The 23,130-nt window shown below is 72.1% G+C and carries 19 protein-coding genes; 12 read left to right on the top strand and 7 right to left on the bottom strand.

Annotated features, from left to right (window positions below; translation table 11 throughout):
- The first annotated feature begins 136 nt into the window (after positions 1-136).
- From ACZ4LX_RS07725 to ACZ4LX_RS07705, 5 genes are all read left to right on the top strand, one after another.
- On the top strand, positions 137-1,084 hold the full coding sequence (locus ACZ4LX_RS07725) for a SulP family inorganic anion transporter (protein ID WP_467640159.1): 948 nt from the start codon (positions 137-139) through the stop codon (positions 1,082-1,084).
- Between the two features lie 36 nt (positions 1,085-1,120).
- Entirely contained in the window at positions 1,121-1,837 is a 717-nt protein-coding gene (locus tag ACZ4LX_RS07720; RefSeq protein WP_467640162.1) for an STAS domain-containing protein, read from the top strand.
- A gap of 81 nt (positions 1,838-1,918) precedes the next feature.
- Positions 1,919-3,007: an LLM class flavin-dependent oxidoreductase gene (locus ACZ4LX_RS07715; protein ID WP_467640165.1), complete on the top strand. Its 1,089-nt coding sequence runs from the start codon at positions 1,919-1,921 to the stop codon at positions 3,005-3,007.
- Positions 3,008-3,011: 4 nt separating this feature from the next.
- Positions 3,012-3,665 (top strand): FMN reductase, encoded by a 654-nt coding sequence (locus tag ACZ4LX_RS07710; protein WP_467640168.1) that lies wholly within the window; start codon positions 3,012-3,014, stop codon positions 3,663-3,665.
- A gap of 143 nt (positions 3,666-3,808) precedes the next feature.
- On the top strand, positions 3,809-4,231 hold the full coding sequence (locus tag ACZ4LX_RS07705; protein ID WP_467640172.1) for a universal stress protein: 423 nt from the start codon (positions 3,809-3,811) through the stop codon (positions 4,229-4,231).
- A gap of 145 nt (positions 4,232-4,376) precedes the next feature.
- On the opposite strand, the gene ACZ4LX_RS07700 is transcribed toward ACZ4LX_RS07705, so the two are convergent.
- Entirely contained in the window at positions 4,377-4,775 is a 399-nt protein-coding gene (locus tag ACZ4LX_RS07700; RefSeq protein WP_467640175.1) for a hypothetical protein, read from the bottom strand.
- A gap of 268 nt (positions 4,776-5,043) precedes the next feature.
- Between ACZ4LX_RS07700 and ACZ4LX_RS07695 the strand changes: the two genes are divergently transcribed.
- From ACZ4LX_RS07695 to ACZ4LX_RS07680, 4 genes are all read left to right on the top strand, one after another.
- Entirely contained in the window at positions 5,044-5,937 is an 894-nt protein-coding gene (locus tag ACZ4LX_RS07695) for a hypothetical protein (RefSeq protein WP_467640178.1), read from the top strand.
- Positions 5,934-6,932 carry an endonuclease/exonuclease/phosphatase family protein gene (locus ACZ4LX_RS07690; protein WP_467640181.1) on the top strand — a complete coding sequence of 333 codons (999 nt, stop codon included), beginning with the start codon at positions 5,934-5,936 and terminating at the stop codon, positions 6,930-6,932. Before ACZ4LX_RS07695 ends, ACZ4LX_RS07690 begins: the two co-directional genes overlap by 4 nt.
- 92 nt (positions 6,933-7,024) lie before the next feature.
- The gene (locus ACZ4LX_RS07685; RefSeq protein WP_467640184.1) at positions 7,025-7,999 is read left to right on the top strand and encodes an NADP-dependent oxidoreductase; all 975 of its coding nucleotides are present in this window, start codon (positions 7,025-7,027) and stop codon (positions 7,997-7,999) included.
- Between the two features lie 473 nt (positions 8,000-8,472).
- Entirely contained in the window at positions 8,473-10,389 is a 1,917-nt protein-coding gene (locus ACZ4LX_RS07680) for an FUSC family protein (protein ID WP_467640557.1), read from the top strand.
- 104 nt (positions 10,390-10,493) lie between these two features.
- Here the strand turns inward: ACZ4LX_RS07680 and ACZ4LX_RS07675 are convergent, their stop codons facing one another.
- Positions 10,494-10,901: an RNA-binding S4 domain-containing protein gene (locus ACZ4LX_RS07675; RefSeq protein ID WP_467640186.1), complete on the bottom strand. Its 408-nt coding sequence runs from the start codon at positions 10,899-10,901 to the stop codon at positions 10,494-10,496.
- Between the two features lie 284 nt (positions 10,902-11,185).
- On the opposite strand from ACZ4LX_RS07675, the gene ACZ4LX_RS07670 reads away from it, so the two are divergent.
- Entirely contained in the window at positions 11,186-12,730 is a 1,545-nt protein-coding gene (locus ACZ4LX_RS07670) for a VWA domain-containing protein (protein WP_467640189.1), read from the top strand.
- Here ACZ4LX_RS07670 and ACZ4LX_RS07665 read toward each other — a convergent pair.
- Together ACZ4LX_RS07665 and ACZ4LX_RS07660 are read right to left on the bottom strand one after the other, a co-directional pair.
- Positions 12,664-13,875: a sensor histidine kinase gene (locus ACZ4LX_RS07665; protein WP_467640192.1), complete on the bottom strand. Its 1,212-nt coding sequence runs from the start codon at positions 13,873-13,875 to the stop codon at positions 12,664-12,666. The two genes, ACZ4LX_RS07670 and ACZ4LX_RS07665, sit on opposite strands and share 67 nt — an antisense overlap.
- Positions 13,872-14,525: a response regulator transcription factor gene (locus ACZ4LX_RS07660; RefSeq protein WP_467640560.1), complete on the bottom strand. Its 654-nt coding sequence runs from the start codon at positions 14,523-14,525 to the stop codon at positions 13,872-13,874. Before ACZ4LX_RS07660 ends, ACZ4LX_RS07665 begins: the two co-directional genes overlap by 4 nt.
- A gap of 180 nt (positions 14,526-14,705) precedes the next feature.
- On the opposite strand from ACZ4LX_RS07660, the gene metG reads away from it, so the two are divergent.
- Complete coding sequence (gene metG, locus ACZ4LX_RS07655; protein WP_467640195.1) at positions 14,706-16,319, top strand: methionine--tRNA ligase; 1,614 nt, start codon at positions 14,706-14,708, stop codon at positions 16,317-16,319.
- Between the two features lie 224 nt (positions 16,320-16,543).
- On the opposite strand, the gene ACZ4LX_RS07650 is transcribed toward metG, so the two are convergent.
- The 3 genes from ACZ4LX_RS07650 to aspS form a co-directional block, all read right to left on the bottom strand.
- On the bottom strand, positions 16,544-17,353 hold the full coding sequence (locus ACZ4LX_RS07650) for a L,D-transpeptidase family protein (RefSeq protein ID WP_467640198.1): 810 nt from the start codon (positions 17,351-17,353) through the stop codon (positions 16,544-16,546).
- A 496-nt stretch (positions 17,354-17,849) separates the two neighbouring features.
- Positions 17,850-18,794, bottom strand: coding sequence for an intradiol ring-cleavage dioxygenase (locus ACZ4LX_RS07645; protein WP_467640201.1), 945 nt, complete (start codon positions 18,792-18,794; stop codon positions 17,850-17,852).
- 203 nt (positions 18,795-18,997) lie between these two features.
- Positions 18,998-20,827: an aspartate--tRNA ligase gene (aspS, locus tag ACZ4LX_RS07640; protein ID WP_467640204.1), complete on the bottom strand. Its 1,830-nt coding sequence runs from the start codon at positions 20,825-20,827 to the stop codon at positions 18,998-19,000.
- A 152-nt stretch (positions 20,828-20,979) separates the two neighbouring features.
- Between aspS and ACZ4LX_RS07635 the strand changes: the two genes are divergently transcribed.
- On the top strand, positions 20,980-23,130 hold the full coding sequence (locus ACZ4LX_RS07635) for an ATP-binding SpoIIE family protein phosphatase (RefSeq protein WP_467640207.1): 2,151 nt from the start codon (positions 20,980-20,982) through the stop codon (positions 23,128-23,130).

Below are 23,130 nucleotides of genomic sequence, written 5' to 3'. Positions count from 1 at the left end.
GGACCGGGGTCCGGTTCCGCTCATGGCCGCGTGCACACCCGGGTCCGGCGCCCTCATGACCGCCTCCGCCCCGGTGACGAGTCACCCATGGGTGATGAAACGCGCACATAACTCGACTGGGTTCTACTGAGTTGTCATGAGCGAGGCGGGCATAAAGACCAAGCTGGGCCGGCCGAAACCCTCCGACGTCTCGGCCGGCCTGGTCACCGGGCTCTTCTCGATCCCCGAGGGCATGGCCTACGCGGCGATCGGTGGCTTCAATCCGGTCTCCGGCATCTACGCGGGTGTCGTTCCCACGATCCTGGGATCGTTCTTCGCCCGGACCGTCCTCATGGTCACGACCCTCACCTCCGCCATCGCCCTGACCTCGCAGAGCGTGCTGGCCGGGGCACATCTGGACCCCGGGGACGCGGGGAACATCGCCACGGTCGCCGTACTCGCCGGGCTGGTCATGGCGGTGCTCGGGCTGCTGAAGCTCGGTGCGGTGATGAGCTTCGTCTCCAATGCCGTGATGACCGGTTTCTCGACCGGGATCGCCCTCCAGATCATCACCGGCTCGCTCGACGACGCCACCGGCTACAGGCCCGCCGGCCACAACCGCCTCACCCAGTTGGCCGACTGGGTGATCCATGCCGGCGACTGGAAGCTCACGACCACCCTGACCGCACTGGCCACGGTCGCCGTCTGGGCGCTCGTCCGGCTGGTCAGGCGGCTGGAACCGGTCTCGGTCCTGGTCGCCCTGGTCGCCGTCAGCCTGGGCGTCGGGCTGCTGTCGGTCGATGTGGAGCTGGCCGGGGACATCGCGAAGATCCCGGCGGCGCTGCCCCACTTCACCGCCCCGGACCTGTCCGCCGTCGGCTCGCTGCTGCCCGGCGCCTTCGCCGTCGCGCTGGTCGCCCTGGCCCAGGCGGCGTCGATCGGCCCGACCGTCCGCAACCCCGACGGCTCCAAGTCGTCCGTCGACGGCGACTTCGTCGCCCAGGGGATCGGCAACATCGGCGGCGGGCTGTTCGGCGCGCTGCCCGCCGGCGGTTCCATGTCCCGTACCGGGGTCGCCGTCAGCGCGGGCGCGCGCACCCGCTGAGCCGGCGTCTTCGCCGGGCTGTGGCTGGCGCTGCTGGTGCTGACCCTCGGTTCACTGGCCGAGCGGATCCCGATGCCGGTCATCGGCGGCCTGATCATCGTGATCGGCTGCGAGCTGATCCTGGGGCGCCGCAAGGACATCCTGCTGGTGCTGCGCACATCCCCGCTGCCGGCCGCCGCGATGATCGTCACGTTCGTCGCCACCACCCAGCTGCCCCTCCAGCAGGCCATCGTGATCGGGGCGATGCTCTCGCTGCTGCTGTACTGCGTGCAGGCGGCCCGGCAGAGCGGGCTGCGTGGGCTTGAGCACGGCCGTACGCCCGGGAGCTGGCGGTTCACCGATCCGCCCGCCCGGATCGGGCCCGGCGAGGTGACCGTCCTCTTCTACGGCGGGGCCGGCCTGTTCGCCGAGGTCCCCCGGATCGACGCCCAGTGGCCCGACATCTCGCAGGCACGGGGGTCGGCCGTGGTGCTGACGCTGCGCACCACACCGGAGATCCCGTCCTCGGCGGTGGTGAAGCTGCTCGACCGGTACGCCGAGGAGCTGGACGCCCACGGCGGCCGGCTCTATCTGGCCGGGGTCCGGCCGGGGCTGCTCGCGGTGCTGCGCCGGACCGGTCTCGGCGCGGAGCTCGGCGACGACCAGGTGGTGCCCGCGCGCGAGGAGATCTTCGGGGCCCAGCGCGAGGCGATCGAGCGGGCCACCCGGTGGGTCGAGGAGCGCAGCGGAGGGGGTACGGCCACCGCGGAATAGGAGGACGAGGCGCTCCGTTGTAAGGTGTGCGAGTTAGTTCAACGTTCAACTACCTGAAGCGATCACCTGGAGGCGGGCGCCATGCAGTTCGGGATCTTCACCGTCGGGGACATCACCACCGACCCGACGACCGGCACGACGCCGAGCGAGCACGAGCGGATCAAGGCCACCGTCGCCATCGCACGGAAGGCCGAGGAGGTCGGCCTCGACGTCTTCGCGACCGGCGAGCACCACAACCCCCCGTTCGTCCCGTCCTCCCCGACGACCACCCTCGGCTACATCGCCGCCCGCACCGAGCGCATCATCCTGTCCACCTCGACGACCCTGATCACCACCAACGACCCGGTGAAGATCGCCGAGGACTACGCCACGCTCCAGCACCTCGCCGACGGCCGCGTCGACCTGATGATGGGCCGGGGCAACACCGGCCCGGTCTACCCCTGGTTCGGCAAGGACATCCGCCAGGGCATCCCGCTCGCCATCGAGAACTACGCCCTGCTGCACAAGCTGTGGCGCGAGGACGTCGTGGACTGGGAGGGGAAGTTCCGTACGCCGCTACAGTCCTTCACCGCGACCCCGCGCCCGCTGGACGGCGTACCGCCGTTCGTCTGGCACGGCTCCATCCGCTCCCCGGAGATCGCCGAGCAGGCCGCGTACTACGGCGACGGCTTCTTCCACAACAACATCTTCTGGCCCATCGAGCACACGAAGAAGATGGTGAACCTCTACCGGCAGCGCTACGCCCACTACGGCCACGGCACCGCCGAGCAGGCCATCGTGGGCCTGGGCGGGCAGGTGTTCATGCGCAAGAACTCGCAGGACGCGGTACGGGAGTTCCGCCCGTACTTCGACAACGCGCCGGTCTACGGGCACGGGCCCTCGATGGAGGACTTCACCCAGCAGACGCCGCTGACCGTCGGCTCCCCGCAGGAGGTCATCGAGCGGACGCTGTCCTTCCGGGACGCCGTCGGCGACTACCAGCGCCAGCTGTTCCTGATGGACCACGCGGGACTGCCGCTCAAGACGGTCCTGGAGCAGCTCGACATCCTCGGCGAGGAGGTCGTGCCCGTACTGCGCAAGGAGTTCGCCGCGCTGCGGCCCGCCGGGGTGCCCGAGTCCGCGCCCCTGCACCCGGCCGTCGCCGCCACCACTGCCGCGAAGGAGAGCTGACACCGTGTTCGCCACCGAACCGCTGAGGATCACCGCCGTCTCGGCGGGGCTGAGCAGCCCCTCGTCGACCAGGCTGCTGGCCGACCGGCTGGCCGCCGCCACCCGGGAGCGGCTGGAGGAGAGCCAGGACCGCCCGGTCGAGGTCCGTGTGATCGAACTGCGCGACCTGGCCGTCGACATCGCGGGCAACCTGGTGTCCGGGTTCCCGTCGGCCAGGCTGGAGGAGGCCATCGGCGCGGTGACGGGGGCCGACGGTCTGATCGCCGTCACCCCGGTCTTCACCGCCTCGTACAGCGGCCTGTTCAAGTCGTTCTTCGACCTGGTCGAGAACACCGCGCTGACCGGCAAGCCCGTCGTCGTCGCGGCGACCGGCGGGACCGCCCGGCACTCGCTGGTCCTGGAGCACGCGATGCGTCCGCTCTTCGCCTATCTGCGGGCCGTCACGCTGCCGACGTCGGTGTACGCCGCGTCGGAGGACTGGGGCTCCTCGGGCGACGAGTACACCGAGGGCCTGCCGGCCCGGATCCGGCGCGCGGGCGGTGAGCTGGCACAGGCGATCACCGGCGGCCGCGCGGTCTCCGGCGCCTCCAGGTCCCTCGGACTCGACGACGAGGTGGTCCCGTTCGAGCGGCAGCTGGCCGATCTCCGCCTGGACTGACCGCAGGCCCCTGACCGGTCGCTGAACACCCCCTGGAACTGTGGTTTCGTATGGTTTGACTACAGTTGCACACGAAGGTGCGTGGTACGGGTACCCGTCACCACGCACCCGCTCGACCCAACGGAACCGAGCTGGAGGCAGAGATGGGCAGGATCGTGGTGGGCGTTGACGGCTCCGAGTCGTCGATCAAGGCGCTGCACTGGGCCGTACGCCAGGCGGAGCTGACCGGTGACACGGTGGAGGCCGTCAACAGCTGGGAGTACCCCGCCACCAGCTGGGCGTCGATGATGCCGGGCATGCCGGAGGACTTCGATCCGCAGGCGCTGGCCACCGTGTCGCTCACCGAGGCGCTGGAGGAGGCACTCGGCGGTGCGCGCGCGGCCGAGGTCAGCAAGGTCGTGGTGATCGGCAACCCGGCCCAGGCCCTGCTCGACCGGGCGGAGGGCGCCAATCTGCTGGTGGTCGGAGCGCGCGGACGCAGCCCCTTCAAGGCCACGCTGCTCGGCTCGGTCAGCCTGCATGTCACCCAGCACGCACCGTGCCCGGTGACCGTGGTGCGCAACTGACCGGGCGCGACCGGCACCGGGCACGGTGTGGGACGACGCCCGGCAGGCGGACGGGCCCGCGCCGGTCCTCGTCGAAACCGAGGAGGCGCGGGCCCGTCCGGAGAGTGCCGTGCGGGGCTCGGCCCCTGACGTGCGGAAGCGGGGCTCAGCGCTTCCTCGTGTAGAAGGCGTAGAACGCGGCCACCAGCATGGCCGCCCCGGTCAGCAGGCCCAGCACGGACGCGGACAGCACACTCTTGCCGGACAGGCTGTAGAGAAAGCCGACCGACCCGCCGAACAGCGCGCCGTACGCGACCGCCGCGAGTTCGGCCGGCAGGCGCTTCTGCACCCGGCCCAGTCCGAAGCAGACCGCCGCGAGCACAGCCCCGGAGACCAGTCCGAGCGCGAGCTGCGTGCCGGTCAGCACACCGCCGCCGCGGACGATGGATGTCGCGTACCAGCCGAGGATCACGCCGAGCGTGAGGGGCACGGCCCAGCTGAGCGTGGAATGGCGCTGGGCACGCGCGTGCGTTCCGCGTGCCTGCACCGAAGCGTGTGCGGACATGGCAGCGAGCTCCTTCCGTCGCCCCCGCATTTCTCTTCGGTCCCTCTCCCGGCTCTCCCCCGGCCTTCCTCCGGCTCTCCCCCAGCTCTCTCCCGGCCTTCCTCCGGCTCTCCCCCAGCTCTCTCCCGGCTCTCTCCCGGCTCTCTTCGAGGGCCCACCCGAAGTTCTCTCGGGATTCCCTTCAAGAGCACACCCGGCCGTCGGCCCCGGCAACTCGGATGGCCCATGGCCCGGGGCGCCGCCCCGGCATTCGCGGTTCCCTGGTGAGGTGCGGACCTATTTCTCGGCGGCTCTCTCGGTGGTGTTCCTGGTGCTGCTCGCCGTCCTGGTACCGCTGAGCGCGCTCTCCGCCTGGGTCGATCTGGAGATCGACGACACGGACCGCTACGTGGCCGCGGTGGCGCCGCTCGCCTCCGACCCCGATGTGCAGAACACCGTCGCCGACCTGATCACCGACGAGGCGATGAAGCAGATCGACGTCGGCCCGCTCCAGAGCACCGTCCGTGACTTCCTCCACCAGGCCGTGCTGTCCTTCACCACCACCGACGCCTTCCAGGCCGCCTGGAACGCCGCCAACCGCACCGCGCACGAGGCCGTCACCGCGGCGCTGGACGGCGACAGCGGTGAGAGCGTCACCATCGATCTGGCTCCCGTGGCGGAGAAGGTGAGGCAGAACCTGGTGGACAACGGGGTGCCGTTCGCCGACCAGATCCCCGTCCAGCACACCGCCATCCAGATCGTCTCCGCCGACCGCGCGGACCAGATGCGCCACAGCTTCCAGTGGCTGCGGACCGCCAGTGTGTGGCCGACCGTCGGCACGCTCGTGTTCGCGCTGCTCGCCATCGTCCTGGCCTGGGTGCGCGGCGGTCCCGGCCGCCGGGGCCCGGCCCTGGCGGCGCTCGCCGCCACCGCCGTCGCCGGGGCCGGTTTCGCCCTCGGCGCCCTGGTGCTGCGCGGGGGGATCGCGCTGGCCCGCAACCGGGTGCTGGCCGAGGTGCCCGACAGCGACACCGACGGGGCGGCGGCGGTGTACGACGCGCTGACCGGGGCGTTGCGCACCACGGTGTGGATCGTCTTCGGTACGGGACTCGCGGTGGCCGTGTGCGCGGTGGCGGCGCGGATCTGGGCCCAGCGGGTGCTGCCGGCCCCCGACGGGGCATGAGCGGACCGCTGCCGCCCCGGGCCGGGCATGAGCGGACCGCCGCCTTCAGGGCCGTCCCGCTCTGCGCGACCGCCCTCCTCCTCACCGGAGTGAGCCTGGTGATCGGTTTCCGGGCCGCGGGCGCCGACGGCCCGACCCCCGTCCCGCAGGCCCTGGCCTTCCTGCCCTGGCTCCTGGTGCCCGGCGCCGCCGGTCTCGGACTGGCCGCGCTGGCCCGGTGGCGCGGCGGCCTGGTCTGGGCGGTGGTGGCGCTCACGCTGACCGTGTGGTTCACGCGCCCGTACGGCCCCGGCAGCACGGGCGCACGAGGTCCGGTGGCGGCGCGGCTGGACGTCCTCACCGCCAACGTGGAGTTCGGTGACGCGACGGACGGGCTGATCGCGACGGTCCGCCGTGAACGGCCCGATGTGGTGTTCGTCCAGGAGTGCGACCTCGCGTGCGCGGACGCCCTCGCCGCCCGTGTCCCGGCCGCCTCGTACCCGTACCGCGAGGTCGTCCGGCTCGACGGTTCGCTCGGCTCGGCGATCCTCAGCGGGTTTCCGCTGCGTACGGCGGGCCGGGTCGGGGGCACGATGGCGATGCCGGGAGCGGTCGCCGCCGTGGCGGGCCGCGAGGTGCGTCTCCAGCTCGCGCACCCCATGCCACCGGTCCCCGGCGGGGTGTCCGTCTGGCGCCGCGAACTCGGCCGGATCCGCGACCTCGCAGCCGCCGTACGGGCGGAACCCACCGTCCTGGCAGGAGACTTCAACGCTTCCCAGGACCACGCCGCCTTCCGGGCCGTCCTGGACGCGGGCTCCCTCCACGACAGCGCCCGCCTCGCCGGTTCCTCCCGTACGTACTCCTGGCCCGCCGACCGCGCCACACCGTTGCGCGCCCAGATCGACCATGTGCTGGTCAGCGAGGAGTTCTCCGTCCGCTCGGCCCGCTTCCTGCGCCTCGCCGGCACCGACCACCGCGCGCTCCTCGTCGCCCTGGACCTGCGCGAACGGGGCTGAGGCCGGGGCCCGCCCATGCCGAGGTGCGGGCTTCGGCGGGCCGGGGAAGAGTGGAGGGGGTGACTGCCGGGGGCTACTGGAGGGTCTGCCGTATGCGAGCCATCGCCGTCAGCACGTTCCGGTCCGGTCCCGGCCTGGCCGAGGTCCCCAAACCGGATCCGGGACCGGGTGAGGTACGGGTCAGGGTCGAGTACACCTCGGTCAACCCGCTCGACCGGCAGCTCGTGGACGGTACCGGGGAAGGCACCCGGGAAGGCCTCGTCCCTCAGCTCTTCCCGCTGGTGGTCGGCGTGGACTACGCGGGCCGGGTCGACATGATCGGCAGCGGCGACAACCGCTTCAGGGTCGGCGACCACGTCTTCGGCCGGTCCGGCGGCCCGGCCGAAGGTGCGGGGACGTACGGCGACTACGTCTGTGTGCCGCAGGACTCCGCCATCGCTCTGGTCCCGCCCGGCCTCGGCTCCCGGGTCGCGGCCGCGCTGCCGTCGGCCGGGATGGCCGCGGCCCAGATCCTGGAGGCGGTGGCGCTGCGCGGCCACGAGAGCCTGCTGGTCGTCGGGGCCGCGGGCGGCGTCGGCAGCTGTCTCACCCAGCTCGCCAGGGCCCGGGACGTGCGTGTGATCGCGGCGGTACGCGGTGACGAGCGGTCCAGGATGGGGTCCTTGGGCGCCGCCGCCACGATCGACGTCACGGACGGTCCGGCGGCCGACGCGATACGGGCGGCCTGCCCGGACGGTGTCGACGCGCTGGCCGACCTGGCCTCCGCGACCCCCGAGGCGTTCGCCGCGCACGCCGGTACGCTCCGGCGCGGCGGCATCGCGCTCTCCACCCGCGCGGTCGCGGGTGCGGCGCAGCTCCCCGGCGGGGTGCGGGGTGTCGACTTCCGCCTCGATCCGAGCCCGGTCCTGCTCGACGTGCTGGCGGCGGGCGTCGCGGAGGGCATCCTGCGCGTCCCCATCGAGACCGAACTCCCGCTGGAGAAGGCCCCGCAGGCCCTGGACCGCAGCCGGACCGGCGGGGCACGCGGCAAAACCGTCATCGCCCTGCGGAACCGCGGACACCGTTGAGAGGGCGCCGTGCCGAACGACCGACCGCGCTGCCGAGCGACCTCACCGGCCGGGTACCCGGCCTCATCACCGCCGGGCAGACGCGACTGCGTACGGTGGAGACCGGGCTCGGCCGGCGCCGGGACCTGCGGCAACAGCGCCGTGCGCTGAGCGAGCCGGGTGAGAACCACGCACCGGCCCGGCAGCCGGGGCCTGAACCGGGTGCGGGAGCCGGGAGGCATCGAGGCCGACCGCTGAACGGTGAAGGGGGCGCGTTGAAAGGCACCGGAGCGGCAGCCGGAGCAGCAGCCGGAGGGGACGCGAAGGGCGACGGCGCGGGCGGAGACGGCCGCACCGGGCCGGTGGCGCCCCCCGGCTCCGCCGCCCCGACGGCACCCGTCGGCTCCGGTTCTGGCTCCGGTTCTGGCTCTGGATCCGGCTCCGGCTCCGGCTCCGGCTCCACCGTCCGCCCCACCCCGGCCCAGCGACGGGCCATGCCGCCCGTCTGGCTCCGCTACGGACTGCGCCCGCAGCCCACCCCCATCCCCTGGGCCGCCGTCGCCCGCGCCTCCGTGGCCCTCGCCGCACCGCTCGCCGCCGGATTCGCCGTCGACCGGCCGGTGTACGGGGCACTGGCTTCCATGGGCGCGCTCTCCGGGGTCATCGGCGACACCGCCGACGCGTACCGGATGCGCATCCTCAACATCGCCGTGCCACAGCTGTTCGGCGCCCTCGGCATCATGACCGGCACGCTCGTGTACGGAACCGGCTGGGCGGCCGTCGCCGTGCTCACCCTCATCGGCCTCGTCTCCGGAATGATGTCGACGATCGGTGCCGTCGCCTCCGTGTCGGGGCTGCTGCTCCTGCTCAACTCCGTGGTGGGCGCCGGGCTTCCGATGCCGGACCCGTGGTGGGTGGCGCCGCTCCTGCTGACGCTGGGCGGGCTGTTCGTCCTCGCCCTGACCCTGCTGGCCTGGCCGTTGCGGCGGAAACTGCCGGAACGGGTCGCGGTCACGGGCACCTATCTCGCGGTCGCCGACCTGCTCGCCGCCGCGGGCACCGACGCGTACGAGGAGAAGCGACAGGCGGTCACCGACTCCCTCAACACCTCCTACGACCTGATCCTCGCCCGCCGCGCCCGCTACCACGGCCGCAGCGCCGCGATGGTGCGGCTGCTGTCGCAGCTGAACGTCGTCATCCCGCTGGTCGAAGCGGCACCCGCGGTCCATGTACGGCGGCTGCCGCTGCCCGACGCGATCCCGGCAGCGGTACGGGACCTGGCGGCGGACGTGTCCCAGGGCCGCACCGGCGGCGCCGAACCCGCCCTGTCCGCACCCGACTCGCCCGCCACCCGGGCGGTCGACAGCGCGCTGCGCCATGCCTTCGCGGTCGTCCACAAGGCCGATCCGGATCCGTACAACGTCGACGACCGGCTGGGCCGGCCCGCCGCGCTCGGAGTACGCGTCCGCCGTGCCACCCGCAACGTCCTGCTGTCCGGGCCCTCCTGGCGGTACGGGCTGCGCCTCGCGCTCTGCGTCGGGCTGGCCCAGGCGCTGACCTCACTGGTCGACGTGCCGCGCTCGTACTGGGTGGCGCTGACCGTCACCTTCGTCCTCAAGCCCGACTTCGGCTCGGTGTTCTCCCGCGCCGTACTGCGTTCCGTGGGCACCGCCGCAGGCCTCGTCATCGCGGCGCCGGTGCTGGCCGAGGTGCCCGTGGGCTGGTGGGACGTGCCGGTGATGGTGCTCCTCGCCGCGCTGATCCCGGCGCTCACGGCGAAGGGATACGCCTTCCAGACCGCGGCCGTCACCCCGGTCATCCTGCTGCTGTCCGATCTGCTGAACCACCAGGGCGTGCACCTGGTCTGGCCGCGCTTCCTGGACAGCCTGATCGGCTGTGCCCTCGTGCTGGTGGCCGGATATCTGTTGTGGCCGGAGAGCTGGCACACCCGGATCGGCCACCGGCTGGCCGACGCGGTCACGGACATCGCGGACTATGTGGCGTACGCGTTCGAGCCGGGCGGTGACGGCGACCGGGCGGAGCGGGTCCGGGCCCGCCGACGCATCTACCGCGATCTGTCCTCCGTACGCTCCGAGTTCCAGCGCGCCCTGACCGAACCGCCCCCCACCGGCACCCGCGCCGCCGCGTGGTGGCCGCTGGTCGTCGCCGTGGAACGCATCGTGGACGCCACCACGGCGGCCCGGGTCCGCGTCAACCACGGGGCCCCGGAACCGGAACCGGCGGAAGTGGACGTCGTACGGCGCCAACTCGTCGAACTGGCGGAGGGCCTGCGCGCGAGCGAGGTCCTGGTGGAGGTGCGCGCCGAACTCCCGGGCGACGACGAGGGCGTACTCGCCCCGCTGCGCCAGGAGGTGGCGGCGGCACGGGCCATCGCCTCGCCCCAGCCGTAGGACCACGCACCGCGCCCCGTCATTCCGGGTCCGTCCACGTCATTCCGGCAGCCCGGCCCGTCGCTCCGAGGGCCCGGGATCGTCACCCCGAGAACCCGGGACCCTCACTCCGAGGGGTCGGGCCCCGCACCCCGCAGCCGGTCCATCTCGCGCCGGTCCCGCTTCGTCGGCCGGCCCGCGCCCCGGTCCCGTACCGGAACCTGGATCGCGGCCTCACGCGGCGGCGGGGGCGGGCTGTTGTCGACGAAGCACTCCGCGGCCACCGGCGCCCCGACCCGCTTCTTCACGATCTTCGAGACGACGACGACCCGGTCCCGGCCGTCGTGCCGCAGCCGCACCTCGTCACCGACGCGCAACGCCTGGGCGGGCTTGGCGCGCTCACCGGCGACCTTCACATGACCCGCGCGGCAGGCGGCGGCCGCCTGCGCACGGGTCTTCGTGAGCCGGACCGACCAGATCCAGACATCAACCCGAACGCTGCCTGCCGCCTGCGGCGCCTCACCGGAAACCATGGGTCCGACTCTAGTGCGGTGTACGCATGCGGGACCGGCACAAGTCGGCACCGCACACGTACGCGTGACTGGTACAGGTGAATGACCGGCACCGGCCCTCGACGGCGGTCTCCGGGGCACCCCCAGGACTCGGTCCGGAATCGGTTGCGGCTCAGTTGCCCCACAGGCGGGCCGTGCCACCGATGGGCCGGATCCGGCCGCTAACCTTACGTATCCGCCCTGGCCAGGGATCAATTCCCGCAGTACGGACTCATCGCACCCAACTCATGCGAAAGGCCTCGCCCATGGGCATTCGGAGCTTGCTGCGCAAGGTGTTCGGCCGTGACCGCACGGAGCAGGACGAGCCGACGACGGCCACGGTCCCGCCTCAGAGCGAGCGCACCCTGGCCCCGGAGTCGGTGGCGGTGGCGGTGGACGAGCCGGTCGCCGAGACCGGGTCCGCGCCCGAACCCGCCCCGGCCGTCAAGGCGTCGGTGCCTGCCCCGGCCTCTTCGGAGCCGGACCCGGCCACCGTGTCCCGGTCCGCCACGGACGACGGCAGCGCGGCGGCGGACCTGGTGGCCGCCGCCTTCGACAAGGCCGCCACGCCCGCCCCCAAGACCGTTCCCATGGTTCCGTCGCAGGGCTCCGGGTCCCGGTCGAAGCCCGTGGCGCCCACGGAGGCCCCGGAGCCGACGGAGGCCGCTGAGCCCGCGAAGGCCGCTGAGACCGCTGAGACCGCTGAGGTCACGGAGACGGTTGCGCCGAAGGCCGACGCGGAAGCCGCAGTTGTGACCGAGGCCGAGGCCGAGACAGCGGCTGAGACAGCGGTTGAGGCCGAGGCACAGGCGACGGCAGAGGTCGTGGAGACGCCGGCGGATACCCCCGCCACGAAGTCCGAGCCGGTCCCTGCCGAGCGGGTCGCCGAGCCCGAGCCCGCCGCAGCCGCCGCCGAGCCCGAGCCGATCACCATCGACATGGACCCGGAGCCCGAACCGGAGCCGCTCCCCGAGCCCGAACCGGTCGCCGCCGAGGCCGCCCCGGACCCCGCGCCGGTCGCCGCGGAGCCGGTCGCCGAGCCGGAGCCGGTCGCCGCCGAACCGCTCCCCGCCCCCGAGCCGGTCGCCGCCGAACCCGTCGCCGCCGAGGCCCCCGCCGGCAAGCCCGCGCTCACACTCGCCAAGGTCAAGTCCCGCGCGCCCGAGCTCGTCGCCCCGTACAAGGCCGCCCAGGCCGGGCTGAAGGCACACGGGCTCACCGGCCTGCGCGCCACCGTGTACCTGGTCCTGGACCGCTCCGGCTCCATGCGGCCGTTCTACAAGGACGGCAGCGCCCAGCACCTGGGCGACCGCACGGTCGCCCTCGCCGCGCACCTCGACGAGAGCGCCACCGTCCAGGTCGTCTTCTTCTCGACCGACATCGACGGCACCGGCACGGTGGAGCTGGACGGTCACGAGGGCCGGATCGACGAGCTGAACGCGGGCCTCGGCCGGCTCGGCCGGACGAACTACCACCGCGCCGTCGAAGAGGTCGTCGCGCACTACGAGCGGTCCGAGGCCACCGGCCCGGCCCTGGTGATCTTCCAGACGGACGGCCCGCCGGACGTCAAGCAGGCCGCCCGCCAGGCGCTCGACGAGGCGGCACGGCTGCCGCTGTTCTTCCAGTTCGTGGCGTTCGGCGAGACGGACTCGAAGGGCTTCGACTTCCTGCGGAAGCTGGACGTCCCGAACGCCGGCTTCTTCCACGCCGGTCCCGCCCCCCGCGAGGTCGCGGACGCCGCGTTCTACCGCGAGGTACTCGCCGCCCCGGCCGCCTGGGCCACCGCGCGCGGGACGGCCGCCGGAGCCTGATCGGCCGGCAGGCGTACGGTCACGGCGAGCCCGCCCTCCGGGCCCGGCACCGCCGTGACCGTGCCGCCGTGCGCCACCGCGATGGAGCGCACGATCGAGAGCCCGAGCCCCGAGCCCCGCCCCATGCGGTCCTTGCCCTCACCCCGCCTGAACGGCTCGAACAGGCCGGGAATGTCCGTCGCGTCCACCACCGGACCGGTGTTGCGCACCTCCAGCAGCGCCCCGGTGCCCGCCCGTGCCAGGGACACCGCCACGCTCCCGCCGGGGACGTTGTACGTCACCGCGTTGGCCAGCAGATTGGCCACCAGCTGAGCCAGCAGCTGCCGGTTGCCGCGCACCGCGCAGGGCCCCGTGTCGACCTCCACCCCCGGGTGCCGGCCCGCCTCCTCCGCCACCACCCGGGCCAGGTCCACGGTCTCCCGCTCGCTCTTCGCCAGCCCCCGCTCGCTGCGCGCCAGCACCAGCAGCCCCTCGATGAGCCGCTCGCTGCGCCGGTTGTTGTCCAGCAGCGTCTGCCGGGTCCGTACGAGATCGTCGGGCGTCGGATCGTCCAGACCCACCTGGATCGCCGCCCGCTGCGTCGCCAGCGGGGTGCGCAGCTCGTGCGAGGCGTTGGCGATGAAGCGGCGCTGGCTGTCGAAGGCCTTCTCCAGCCGGGCGAGCAGCGCGTCCAGCGTGTCTCCCAGCTCCTTGAGCTCGTCGTCGGGCCCGCTGGAGGCGATCCGCTCGTGCAGCGTGTGCTCGGAGAGCCGGCGCGCCTTCGCGGTCATGGCGTGCACGGGCCGCAGGACCCGCCCGGCCGTCCACCATCCGACGCCCACCGCACACGCCGTCATCACGAGCAGGGCGGCCGCGGACCAGATGAGCAGCTGGTGCCCGGCCGCGTCGCTGACATGGTCGGTGAGGTCGTAGACGGTCGGCGGTCCGAGGCTGCGCCGGGTGACGAGCGGGCCGTTGACCGCGTAGCCGGGCTGGACGACCGCGGCGGTGCGGGCGATGGCGCGGGCCTGCGAGTCCGTACCGGCTCGGGAGGCGAGGTTGACCGTGGCGAGCAGGGCCGTACCGAGTACCAGGAACACCCCGCCGTACACGAGTGCGATCCGGGTCCTGATCGTGGAGTGCGGCACCGCGGTCCGACGCTTCACAGGGCGTACCCCACGCCTTGAACGGTGCGGATGAGGGCGGGTTCGCCGAGCTTTCCGCGCAGCTTGCTCAGGCAGACGCGGACCGCCCCGGTGAAGGGGTCGGCATGGGCGTCCCAGGCCCGTTCCAGCAGCTCCTCCGCACTGACCGTCCCCCCGTCGGCCTCCAGCAGCAGCTGGAGCACGGTGAACTCCTTCGGCGAGAGATCGAGCTCCCGGCCGTCGCGGCTCGCGCTGCGGCGCACGGTGTCCAGCCGGATGCCGTACCGCTCCAGCTGGGGCGGTACGGGGCGGGCGCTGCGCCGCCGCAGGGCACGGACCCGCGACACCAGCTCGGGGAACTCGAACGGCTTGCCCAGGTAGTCGTCGGCGCCCAGGTCGAGCCCGGCGACGCGGTCCTCCATGGACCCGGCGGCCGTCAGCATCAGGATCCTGGTCCGGGAGCCGGAGGCGACCAGCCCGCGTGCCACGTCGTCGCCGTGGACCCGGGGCAGATCGCGGTCCAGGACGACGACGTCGTAGTCGTGCAGCCCCAGATAGGCCTGGGCGGCGTCACCGCTGTACACCGTGTCGACGGCGAAGCCCGCCCGCCGCAGCCCGGTGGCGACGAGCTCCGCCAGAATCTCCTCGTCCTCGGCGACCAGTACCCGCATCGTGATGTCCCCTGCCTCGTCCACGCGTGTCCACTCCCTCCCAGGATGCGTCTTTGCTACCGGAAGGCATGTTTCGCAAAGCTCTCCGCCTCCGATCCGGGTCCGCTCCGGGTCCGCTCCGGGTCCGCTCCGCGTTTATCGGTGTGAGTGGACCTCCCCCGGACCGTTAGGATTTCGACCATGGCGGCCACTGGATCAGAGAAGCAGGGGGGCGACGACGTGACGAGTTTCTACGTGTCGACCCCCATTTACTACGTCAACGACGCTCCTCACCTGGGCCACGCCTACACGACCGTCGCAGGCGACGTGCTCACCCGCTGGCACCGTCAGCGCGGCGAGAAGGTGTGGTACCTCACCGGCACGGACGAGCACGGTCAGAAGATCATGCGCACGGCCGAGGCGAACGGCGTCACGCCCCAGGAGTGGTGCGACAAGCTCGTCGAGGAGGCCTGGAAGCCCCTCTGGGAGCACCTGAACATCGCGAACGACGACTTCATCCGTACGACGGAGAAGCGGCACACCGACCGTGTGCAGGAGTTCGTGCAGGACCTGTACGACAAGGACCAGATCTACAAGGGCGGGTACGAAGGCCCGTACTGCGTCGGCTGCGAGGAGTACAAGCTCCCCGGCGACCTGATCGAGGCCGAGGACGGCACGAAGCTGTGCCCGATCCACAAGAAGCCGGTGGAGCTCCTCAAGGAGGAGAACTACTTCTTCAAGCTCAGCGAGTACGGCCCGAAGCTGATGGAGTTCTACGCGGCCAACCCCGGCTTCATCCAGCCGGAGTCCGCGCGCAACGAGATCGTGAACTTCGTCAAGCAGGGCCTTCAGGACCTGTCGATCTCCCGCTCGACGTTCGACTGGGGCGTCCCGGTCCCGTGGGACGAGAAGCACGTCATCTACGTCTGGATCGACGCGCTGCTCAACTACGCGACGGCGGTCGGCTACGGCGCCAACCAGGAGAAGTTCGACGGTACGTTCCCGGCGAACGTGCACCTGATCGGCAAGGACATCCTGCGCTTCCACTCGGTCATCTGGCCGGCGATGCTGATGGCGCAGGGCCTGCCGCTGCCCGGCAAGGTCGTCGCCAACGGCTGGCTGATGGTCGGCGGCGAGAAGATGTCGAAGTCGAACCTGACGGGCATCAAGCCCCAGGACCTGACCTCGCACTTCGGCGTGGACGCCTACCGCTGGTACTTCCTGCGTGCCATCGCGTACGGCAGCGACGGCTCGTTCTCCTGGGAGGACTTCACCGCCCGCTACACCTCCGAGCTCGCCAACGACTACGGCAACCTGGCCTCGCGCGTGGCGGCCATGGTCGGCAAGTACTACGGCGGCACCCTCCCCGGGGCCACCGCCGGGGGCGAGGCCGAGCGGGCGGTCCAGGAGGGCCTGGCCTCGGCCGTGGCCACGGCCGACCGGAAGATCGGCGAGGAGCTCGACTTCCAGGGCGGCATCCTGGCGGTCTTCGACTTCGTGAAGCAGGTCAACGGCTACGTCACGGAGCAGGAGCCGTGGAAGGTCGCCAAGGACGAGTCGCCGGAGGGCAGGGCCCTCCTGGCGACGATCCTGTACACGGCCGCCGAGGCGCTGCGCGGTGTCGCGGTCCTGCTGAACCCGGTCATGCCGGACACCTCGCAGAAGCTGTGGGAGTCGCTGGGCGCCGAGGAGTCCCTGGGCGCGCTGTCGGACCAGCGCGTGGGGGAAGCGGGCACCTGGGGCCGTCTCCCGGCGGGTGCGACGGTCACCAAGGGCGCGGTGCTGTTCCCGCGTCTGGAGGAGAAGCCCGCGTAACGGGTGTGTGCACGGAGAAGGGCGGGACCGCGTCTGCGGTCCCGCCCTTCTCCGTCCGTCGGCGGACCCAGTTCCCGAGCGTCTCGGTGTCCAGCTCGGAGCCCACCGGGTCGGGGAGCCGGACCGTCCTGCCGAACGGCACGTTCACCACCGTCTCGTACCGCACCCCGTCGGGCTGCGAGTGCGCCTTTACCTCGCGGCGCCGCCCGGACGCGCCGCCTCTTTCAGCGGCTCAGCGACGCCGCGTCCCCCATCACGATGACGGGTTCCTTCGCCGGGTCGAGGACGCCCAGCAGTTCCTTCATCCGGTCCTCGGTGACCGAGACACAGCCCTGGGTGGGGCCGCCGTGGTCGACGTGGATCCAGATGCCGCCCCCGCGTTCGTCGCCGAGCGGGCGGGTGTGGTCCAGGGGTGAGGTGCCGGGGACGCGGTTGTAGTCGATGGCGATCACGTAGTCGAAGGAGCCCTCCAGCGGTTCCCCGTGGAAGCCCTCGCCCTCCACCTTGTAGTCCGGGCTCAGGTCGTACGGGAAGGCCGTGGCCGGAGGGTCGAGGCGACCGCCCGCCGCGGTCAGGGTGAAGACGCCGACGGGTGAGCGCAGATCGCCCTCCCAGTGCTCGGCCGTCCAGCCGTTCAGGGCGTTGTGGGCGGGCCAGGGGGCCAGCGCGGCCCGCCAGCCGACCGAGAGGTCGTCCCGGGTGTAGAGCACGGCCGTGGAGCGGTTGGAGTCCGGGGACCGGCCGGTGACGACGAACGCCTGACGGGCCCCGGCCGGGATCTGCGCCCTGGTCCGCGGCCCCAGCCCCGGGATCTCTCTCGGCGGGGCGGGCGGCGGTGACGGTCTGGGCGGTGCGTCGGCGGTGCGGGGCCCGCCGGGTGCGCCGGGCGGCCCCGGTACGCCGTCGGCGGCCTTGGTGGTGGCACCGTTCCCGTCCGTGCCGGCGAAATGCCCCGCCCCGCACCCGGCCAGCAGGAGCAGGAAGGCGGCGCAGACGACGAACGGCAGGCGCAGTGGAACACGGGGCTCGGGCACAGAAGGCTCCTCAGCGGTCGGTGGGCGACCGCGAGGCTCTGCGGACGCGGCCCTCCGCCCATCCGCCGCACCGGGGTCGGCCCAGGCAGTCTTTGCCGCAGCCGGAGCCCGTCAATCCGGTGCCGGGGCCATCCGGGTCTCACTGTTCGGGTGATTCGTTCTACTTGTATGTACGCAGCCATGTGCCCGCCGGGCAGCACGAAGGGCCCGGAACCGCCGCTGCGGCGGTTTCCGGGCCCTTCGTCTCCGCGGGGGGAACGGAGGCCTGAGGAGGCTGCGATGGTGCGTGCGGATCGAGGTGATCAGCGCCGGGGTGATCAGCGCGGGAGCGACCCGGGCCGGGGTGACCCGGGCCGGGGCGACGCGGACCGGGGCGACGCGGACCGGGGCGACGCGGACCGGGGCGACGCGGACCGGGGCGACGCGGACCGGGGCGACGCGGACCGGGGCGACCGGAGCGCGGGTGACCGGAGCGCGGGTGACCGGAGCTGGGTGATCACATCCCCGTTCCGTCGTTCGTCTCGTCCGGGTCCACGCCCATCGTGATCGAGCCGACGACCCCGCGCTCGATGTGGTTCTTCCGGTACGAGAGCTTCAGCAGTCCGCCCGTGACGCCGCTCTGGTCGTAGATGGTGTCCTCGGTCAGGGTCGTACGGGTGGTGGTGCTGGTGGAGTACGGCGCGACCTCGGCCGAGTCGAGGACCGCGGACTCAGCGAAGAAGAACTGGCCGGTGTGGCAGGTGTGCCCGCCCTCGTACCCGGCGTCGGTCATCTTCCCGCCGACGTGCACCTTGGTGTGGATGTGCACGGCGCGGCCCTGGTACCAGCCCGGGAAGATCGTCTTGAACTCCACATAGCCGTGTTTGTCGGTGAGCCGGGTACCGCGCAGATAGCGCTCGTCGTCGGTCGGCTCGCTGTGCCCGCCGCCGCCGGGGCCGCCGGACGGGGGTGTGCCGGTCGGGGGCGTCCCGGTGGGGGTGTCCGTCGGGGTGCCGGTCGGGGCGTCCGTGGGTGCGCCGCTCGGCGGGGTACCGCCGCCGGGGCCGCCCTGGCTCATGCTCTCGTAGCCGGAGTAGACACCCAGGGCGTCGCAGTGCCAGATGTCGACGGCCGCCAGCTTGACGGGCTTGCAGGTGTCGGTGTCGATCACCTTGAGCCGGAGGGTCATCGGGATGCCCTCCTTGTCCTCGGTGATGTCCTTCCGGATCTTGTCGGCGTCGATGTAGTACGGGCCCTCGGTGGTCTCCGAGGTGAGCCGGTAACACGCCTCGCCCTGACCGCCGGCCTTCTTCCCGCCGCCTCCGGCACCGCCCTCCCCGGTCGACGCGTTGGCGACGGCTCCGGCCCCGATCCCGGCCGCGGCGACGACCGCGCCACTGGCGATGATCATCCGTCGGCGGGTCAAGTCCTTCTTGTGTGCGGGTTCTTGAGTCTCTGTCATGCGAGGGAGGCTAGGCAGCCCAGCTGGCAGGGGCGTGAGCGCGGGCTGTGCGTTCCTGTGTGCCGGCGGAGCCCCGGGTTCCCGGGTCGCGCAGGAACCCCCGGAAGCTCCGGAAGGCCCCTGTGGACGTGAAACAGCCCCCAGCGGGAGCGCCAGGGGCTGTTTCACGTGAAACCGGTGGATGCGCCGGCGAGCGCGGCGGGCTACTTCTCCGCAGCACCCTTGTCAGCGGCACCCTTGTCCGCACCGGCCTTGTCGGCGGCACCCTTCGCGGATGCGACCGGCTTGCGGAGCTGGATGTTCAGCTCGCGCAGCCGGGTCTCGTCCAGCTCGCTCGGGGCGCCCATCATCAGGTCCTGGGCGTTGCCGTTGAGCGGGAAGGCGATGGTCTCGCGGATGTTGGGCTCGTCGGCCAGCAGCATCACGATGCGGTCGACGCCCGGGGCGATGCCACCGTGCGGCGGGGCGCCGAGGCGGAACGCGCGCAGCATGCCCGCGAACTCCCGCTCGACGGTCTCCGCCTCGTACCCGGCGATCTCGAAGGCCTTCAGCATGACCTCGGGCTCGTGGTTACGGATGGCGCCGGAGGACAGCTCGATGCCGTTGCAGACGATGTCGTACTGCCACGCCAGGATGTCGAGCGGGTCCTTCTCCTCCAGGTCCTTCATGCCGCCCTGGGGCATGGAGAACGGGTTGTGCGAGAAGTCGATCTTGCCGGTGTCCTCGTCCTTCTCGTACATCGGGAAGTCGACGATCCAGCAGAAGCGGAAGACGCCCTCCTCGAAGTGGCCGGCGCGCTTGGCGGCCTCGACGCGGACGACGGACATGATCTTGGAGACCTCGTCGAACTCGCCCGCGCCGAAGAAGACGGCGTGGCCGGGGACGAGCGACAGCCGCTCGGTGAGGGTCTTGATGTCCGTCTCGGTGAGGAACTTGGCGATCGGGCCGGCCAGCGTGCCGTCCTCGCCGACGCGGACCCAGGCGAGGCCCTTGGCACCGTGCTCGACCGCGTACGCACCGAGGCCGTCGAAGAACTTCCGGGACTGACCCGCGGTGTCCGGCACCGGAAGGGCGCGGACGTGCTTGCCCGCGAAGGCCTTGAACTCCGAGTCGGCGAAGATGTCGGAGATGTCGACGAGCTCCAGCTGGGCCCGCAGGTCAGGCTTGTCGTTGCCGTACTTCAGCATCGACTCACGGAACGGGATGCGCGGGAACGGCGAGGTCACATGGCGGCCGTTGCCGTACTCCTCGAAGAGCTCGGTCATGAGCTTCTCGATCGGCTGGAAGACGTCCTCCTGCTCGACGAACGACATCTCGACGTCGAGCTGGTAGAACTCGCCCGGCGAACGGTCGGCGCGGGCGTCCTCGTCGCGGAAGCAGGGCGCGATCTGGAAGTAGCGGTCGAAGCCGGAGATCATCAGCAGCTGCTTGAACTGCTGCGGCGCCTGCGGGAGGGCGTAGAACTTGCCCGGGTTCAGCCGGGACGGAACCACGAAGTCACGGGCGCCCTCGGGGGACGTCGCCGCGAGGATCGGGGTCGCCATCTCGTTGAAGCCGAGAGCCACCATCTTGGAGCGGATGGAGGCGATGACGGACGAGCGCAGCATGATGTTGCGGTGCATGCGCTCACGGCGCAGGTCGAGGAAGCGGTACTCCAGGCGCCGCTCCTCGTTGACCCCGTCCTCGGCGTTGATCGTGAAGGGCAGCGGGGCGGCCTCGCCCAGCACCTCGACCTCGGTGACCTCGATCTCGATCTCGCCGGTCGAGAGCTCCGGGTTGACGTTGTCGGCGCCGCGGGCGGAGACCTTGCCGTCGACGCGTACGACGGTTTCCTTGGTCAGCTTCGCCAGGGCCTCGTTGCCGGGGGTGCCGGGACGGGCGACGAGCTGCACCAGGCCGTAGTGATCGCGCAGATCGATGAAGAGGATGCCACCCAGGTCTCGGCGATTGTGCAGCCAGCCGCTCAGCCGGACGTCGGTGCCGACGTCAGAGGCGCGGAGCTCGCCGCAGGTGTGGGACCTGTACCGATGCATCGTCGTTCATCCAGTCTTCGCGGTTGGGGGCGGATACAGCCACCCCAGGCTACCGCTCGCGACCGGACCGTTTCATTGTCATTGTCCGCATCAAGATCGTCGGCGCCCCGGCAGCACTGCCCCCCATGCCCATGCCGGTCTAAAGTGGGGCAATGCGCACCGAGGACGTCCTGGCCGCGACCGCGACCGGTCTGTGGCGCTGGGACAACGGAGCCGGGACCGTCACGCTCGACGCGGAAGCGGCCCGGCTGCTGGAGCTGCCCGCCGGGAGCGGCGTCTTCCGTGAGTCGGAGGTGCGCTCCCGCTTCCACCCCGTGGACTGGAACGAGATCTACGGGATGGTGAACCTCGCCGTCGCCGAGGGCACGCTCGCCGAGGCCCGGGTGCGGATCGTGGACGAGCACGGACGGGTGCTGCGGACCCTCCGGAGCCGTTCCAGGCCGCTGCCGCCCGAGGCGGGCTCCGAGGCACGCTATGTGCTGGTCGGCACTCTTCAGGAGGTCGCGGGACCGCATCCCGGCACCACCGGGGCGCACACCCCGATCACCGGCGACTGGCGGCTTTCGCGCGAGGCGTTCCTGCTCGACGCGGGGCGGGCGCTGGCCGAGGCCCGGTCGACGGCGGAGGTGCTGCGGGTGGCCTACTCGCTCTCCATGCCCGGCTTCTCACCGGACGGGCTCGCCGTCTTCGGCGTCGATGGCGAGCACCTGACGATCGTCGGGCACCACGGGCACAACATGGGTGACGAGGGCCCCTTCAGCAACATGCCGCTGGAGACCGACTATCCGGCCGCCGAGGTCGTACGGACCGGGCGGGCGGTCTATCTGCCGACGGCCGAGGACTACCGCGACCGCTATCCGGCCACCTGGCCGCTGGCCCGCCGGTTCGGGCGCCATTCCTGGGCCTTTCTGCCGCTGACCGTGGCCGGACGCACCATGGGCACCTGGATGGCCGGGTTCCGGCATCCGGTGTCGTTCTCGCCCGACGAGCGGTCGGTGCTGACGACCGTGGCCCGGATGCTCGCCCAGGCGCTCGCCAGGGCCGGAGTCGCCGAGACGGAGCGCGAGCTCTCGCTGGGGCTCCAGCGCTCGATGATGCCGTCCCTGGGGCCCGACATCCCGGGGCTGACCGTGGCCGCCCGCTACGTCCCGACCGGGGGCGGCCTCCAGGTCGGCGGCGACTGGTACGACCTGATCCCGCTCCCCAACGGCCGCATCGCCCTCGTCATCGGCGACGTCCAGGGGCACGATGTGCGTGCGGCGGGGCTGATGGGCCAGCTGAGGATCGCCCTGCGCGCGTACGCCTCCGAGGGGCACCGCCCGGACGCGGTGCTCTCGCGCGCCTCGCGCTTCCTGTCGGGGCTCACCGAGGCGCACGAGGACGGCGAGGACATCGGGGCGCGCTTCGCGACCTGTCTCTACGCGGAGGCGGACCCGGACACCGGCACCCTCGACATCGCACGGGCCGGCCACCCCGACCCCGTGGTCATGACCGGCGACGGGACGGCCGTCATCCGGCAGACCGAGGGCGGACTGCCGCTCGGCATCGAGGCCGACGCGGACTACCCCATGACCCGGATCACGCTGGAGGCCGGGGAAACGATCATGATGTGCACGGACGGGCTGATCGAGACCGGCGGCCACGACCTGGCCACCGGCTGGGTCAGGCTCCGGCCGGTCCTGGAGCAGCCCACGGACGATCTGGAGAAGCTGGCGGACGAGCTGGTGCAGGCCGTGCACGGGCCGGCTTCGCACTACACGACGGGGCCGCTCGTCGACCGGCGCGAGGACGACATAGCGGTCCTGCTGCTGCGGCGCGAGGTCTCCACGGCCCACCCGGCCAGGCCCCGGCGGACCGCGCTGAGCATCGCGCAGGCGGAACCGGAGCGGATCTCTGCCGCCCGGAAGCTGGTGCGCGAGCTGCTGCACGACTGGGCGGACCCGGAGCAGGTCGACTCGGCCGCGCTGATGGTCTCCGAGGTGGCCACGAACGTGCTGGTCCACACGGACAGCGACGCGCTGATGGTCGCGCAGGCGAGCGGGGAGCACGGCAGGCGGCGGCTGCGGGTCGAGGTGTCCGACGGCAGCGACGAGCTGCCGCACAAGCGGCGGCCCGGCGAGATGGCGTCGAGCGGCCGGGGCCTGGTGCTGATGGAGATGCTCGCCGACGCGTGGGGGGTGGACCCGCGGGGCGCGGGGAAGTCGATCTGGTTCGAGCTGTACGAGTCGGCGGACCCGGCGGACCCCACGGACCCTACGGACCCGGCCCACCCGACGGACCCGGCCCACCCGACGGAGCCGTAG

Source organism: Streptomyces sp. NPDC026062, from assembly GCF_055568375.1.
The sequence above is the reverse complement of the archived record's forward strand: the minus strand, read 5'-3'. Positions and strand labels throughout refer to the sequence as shown.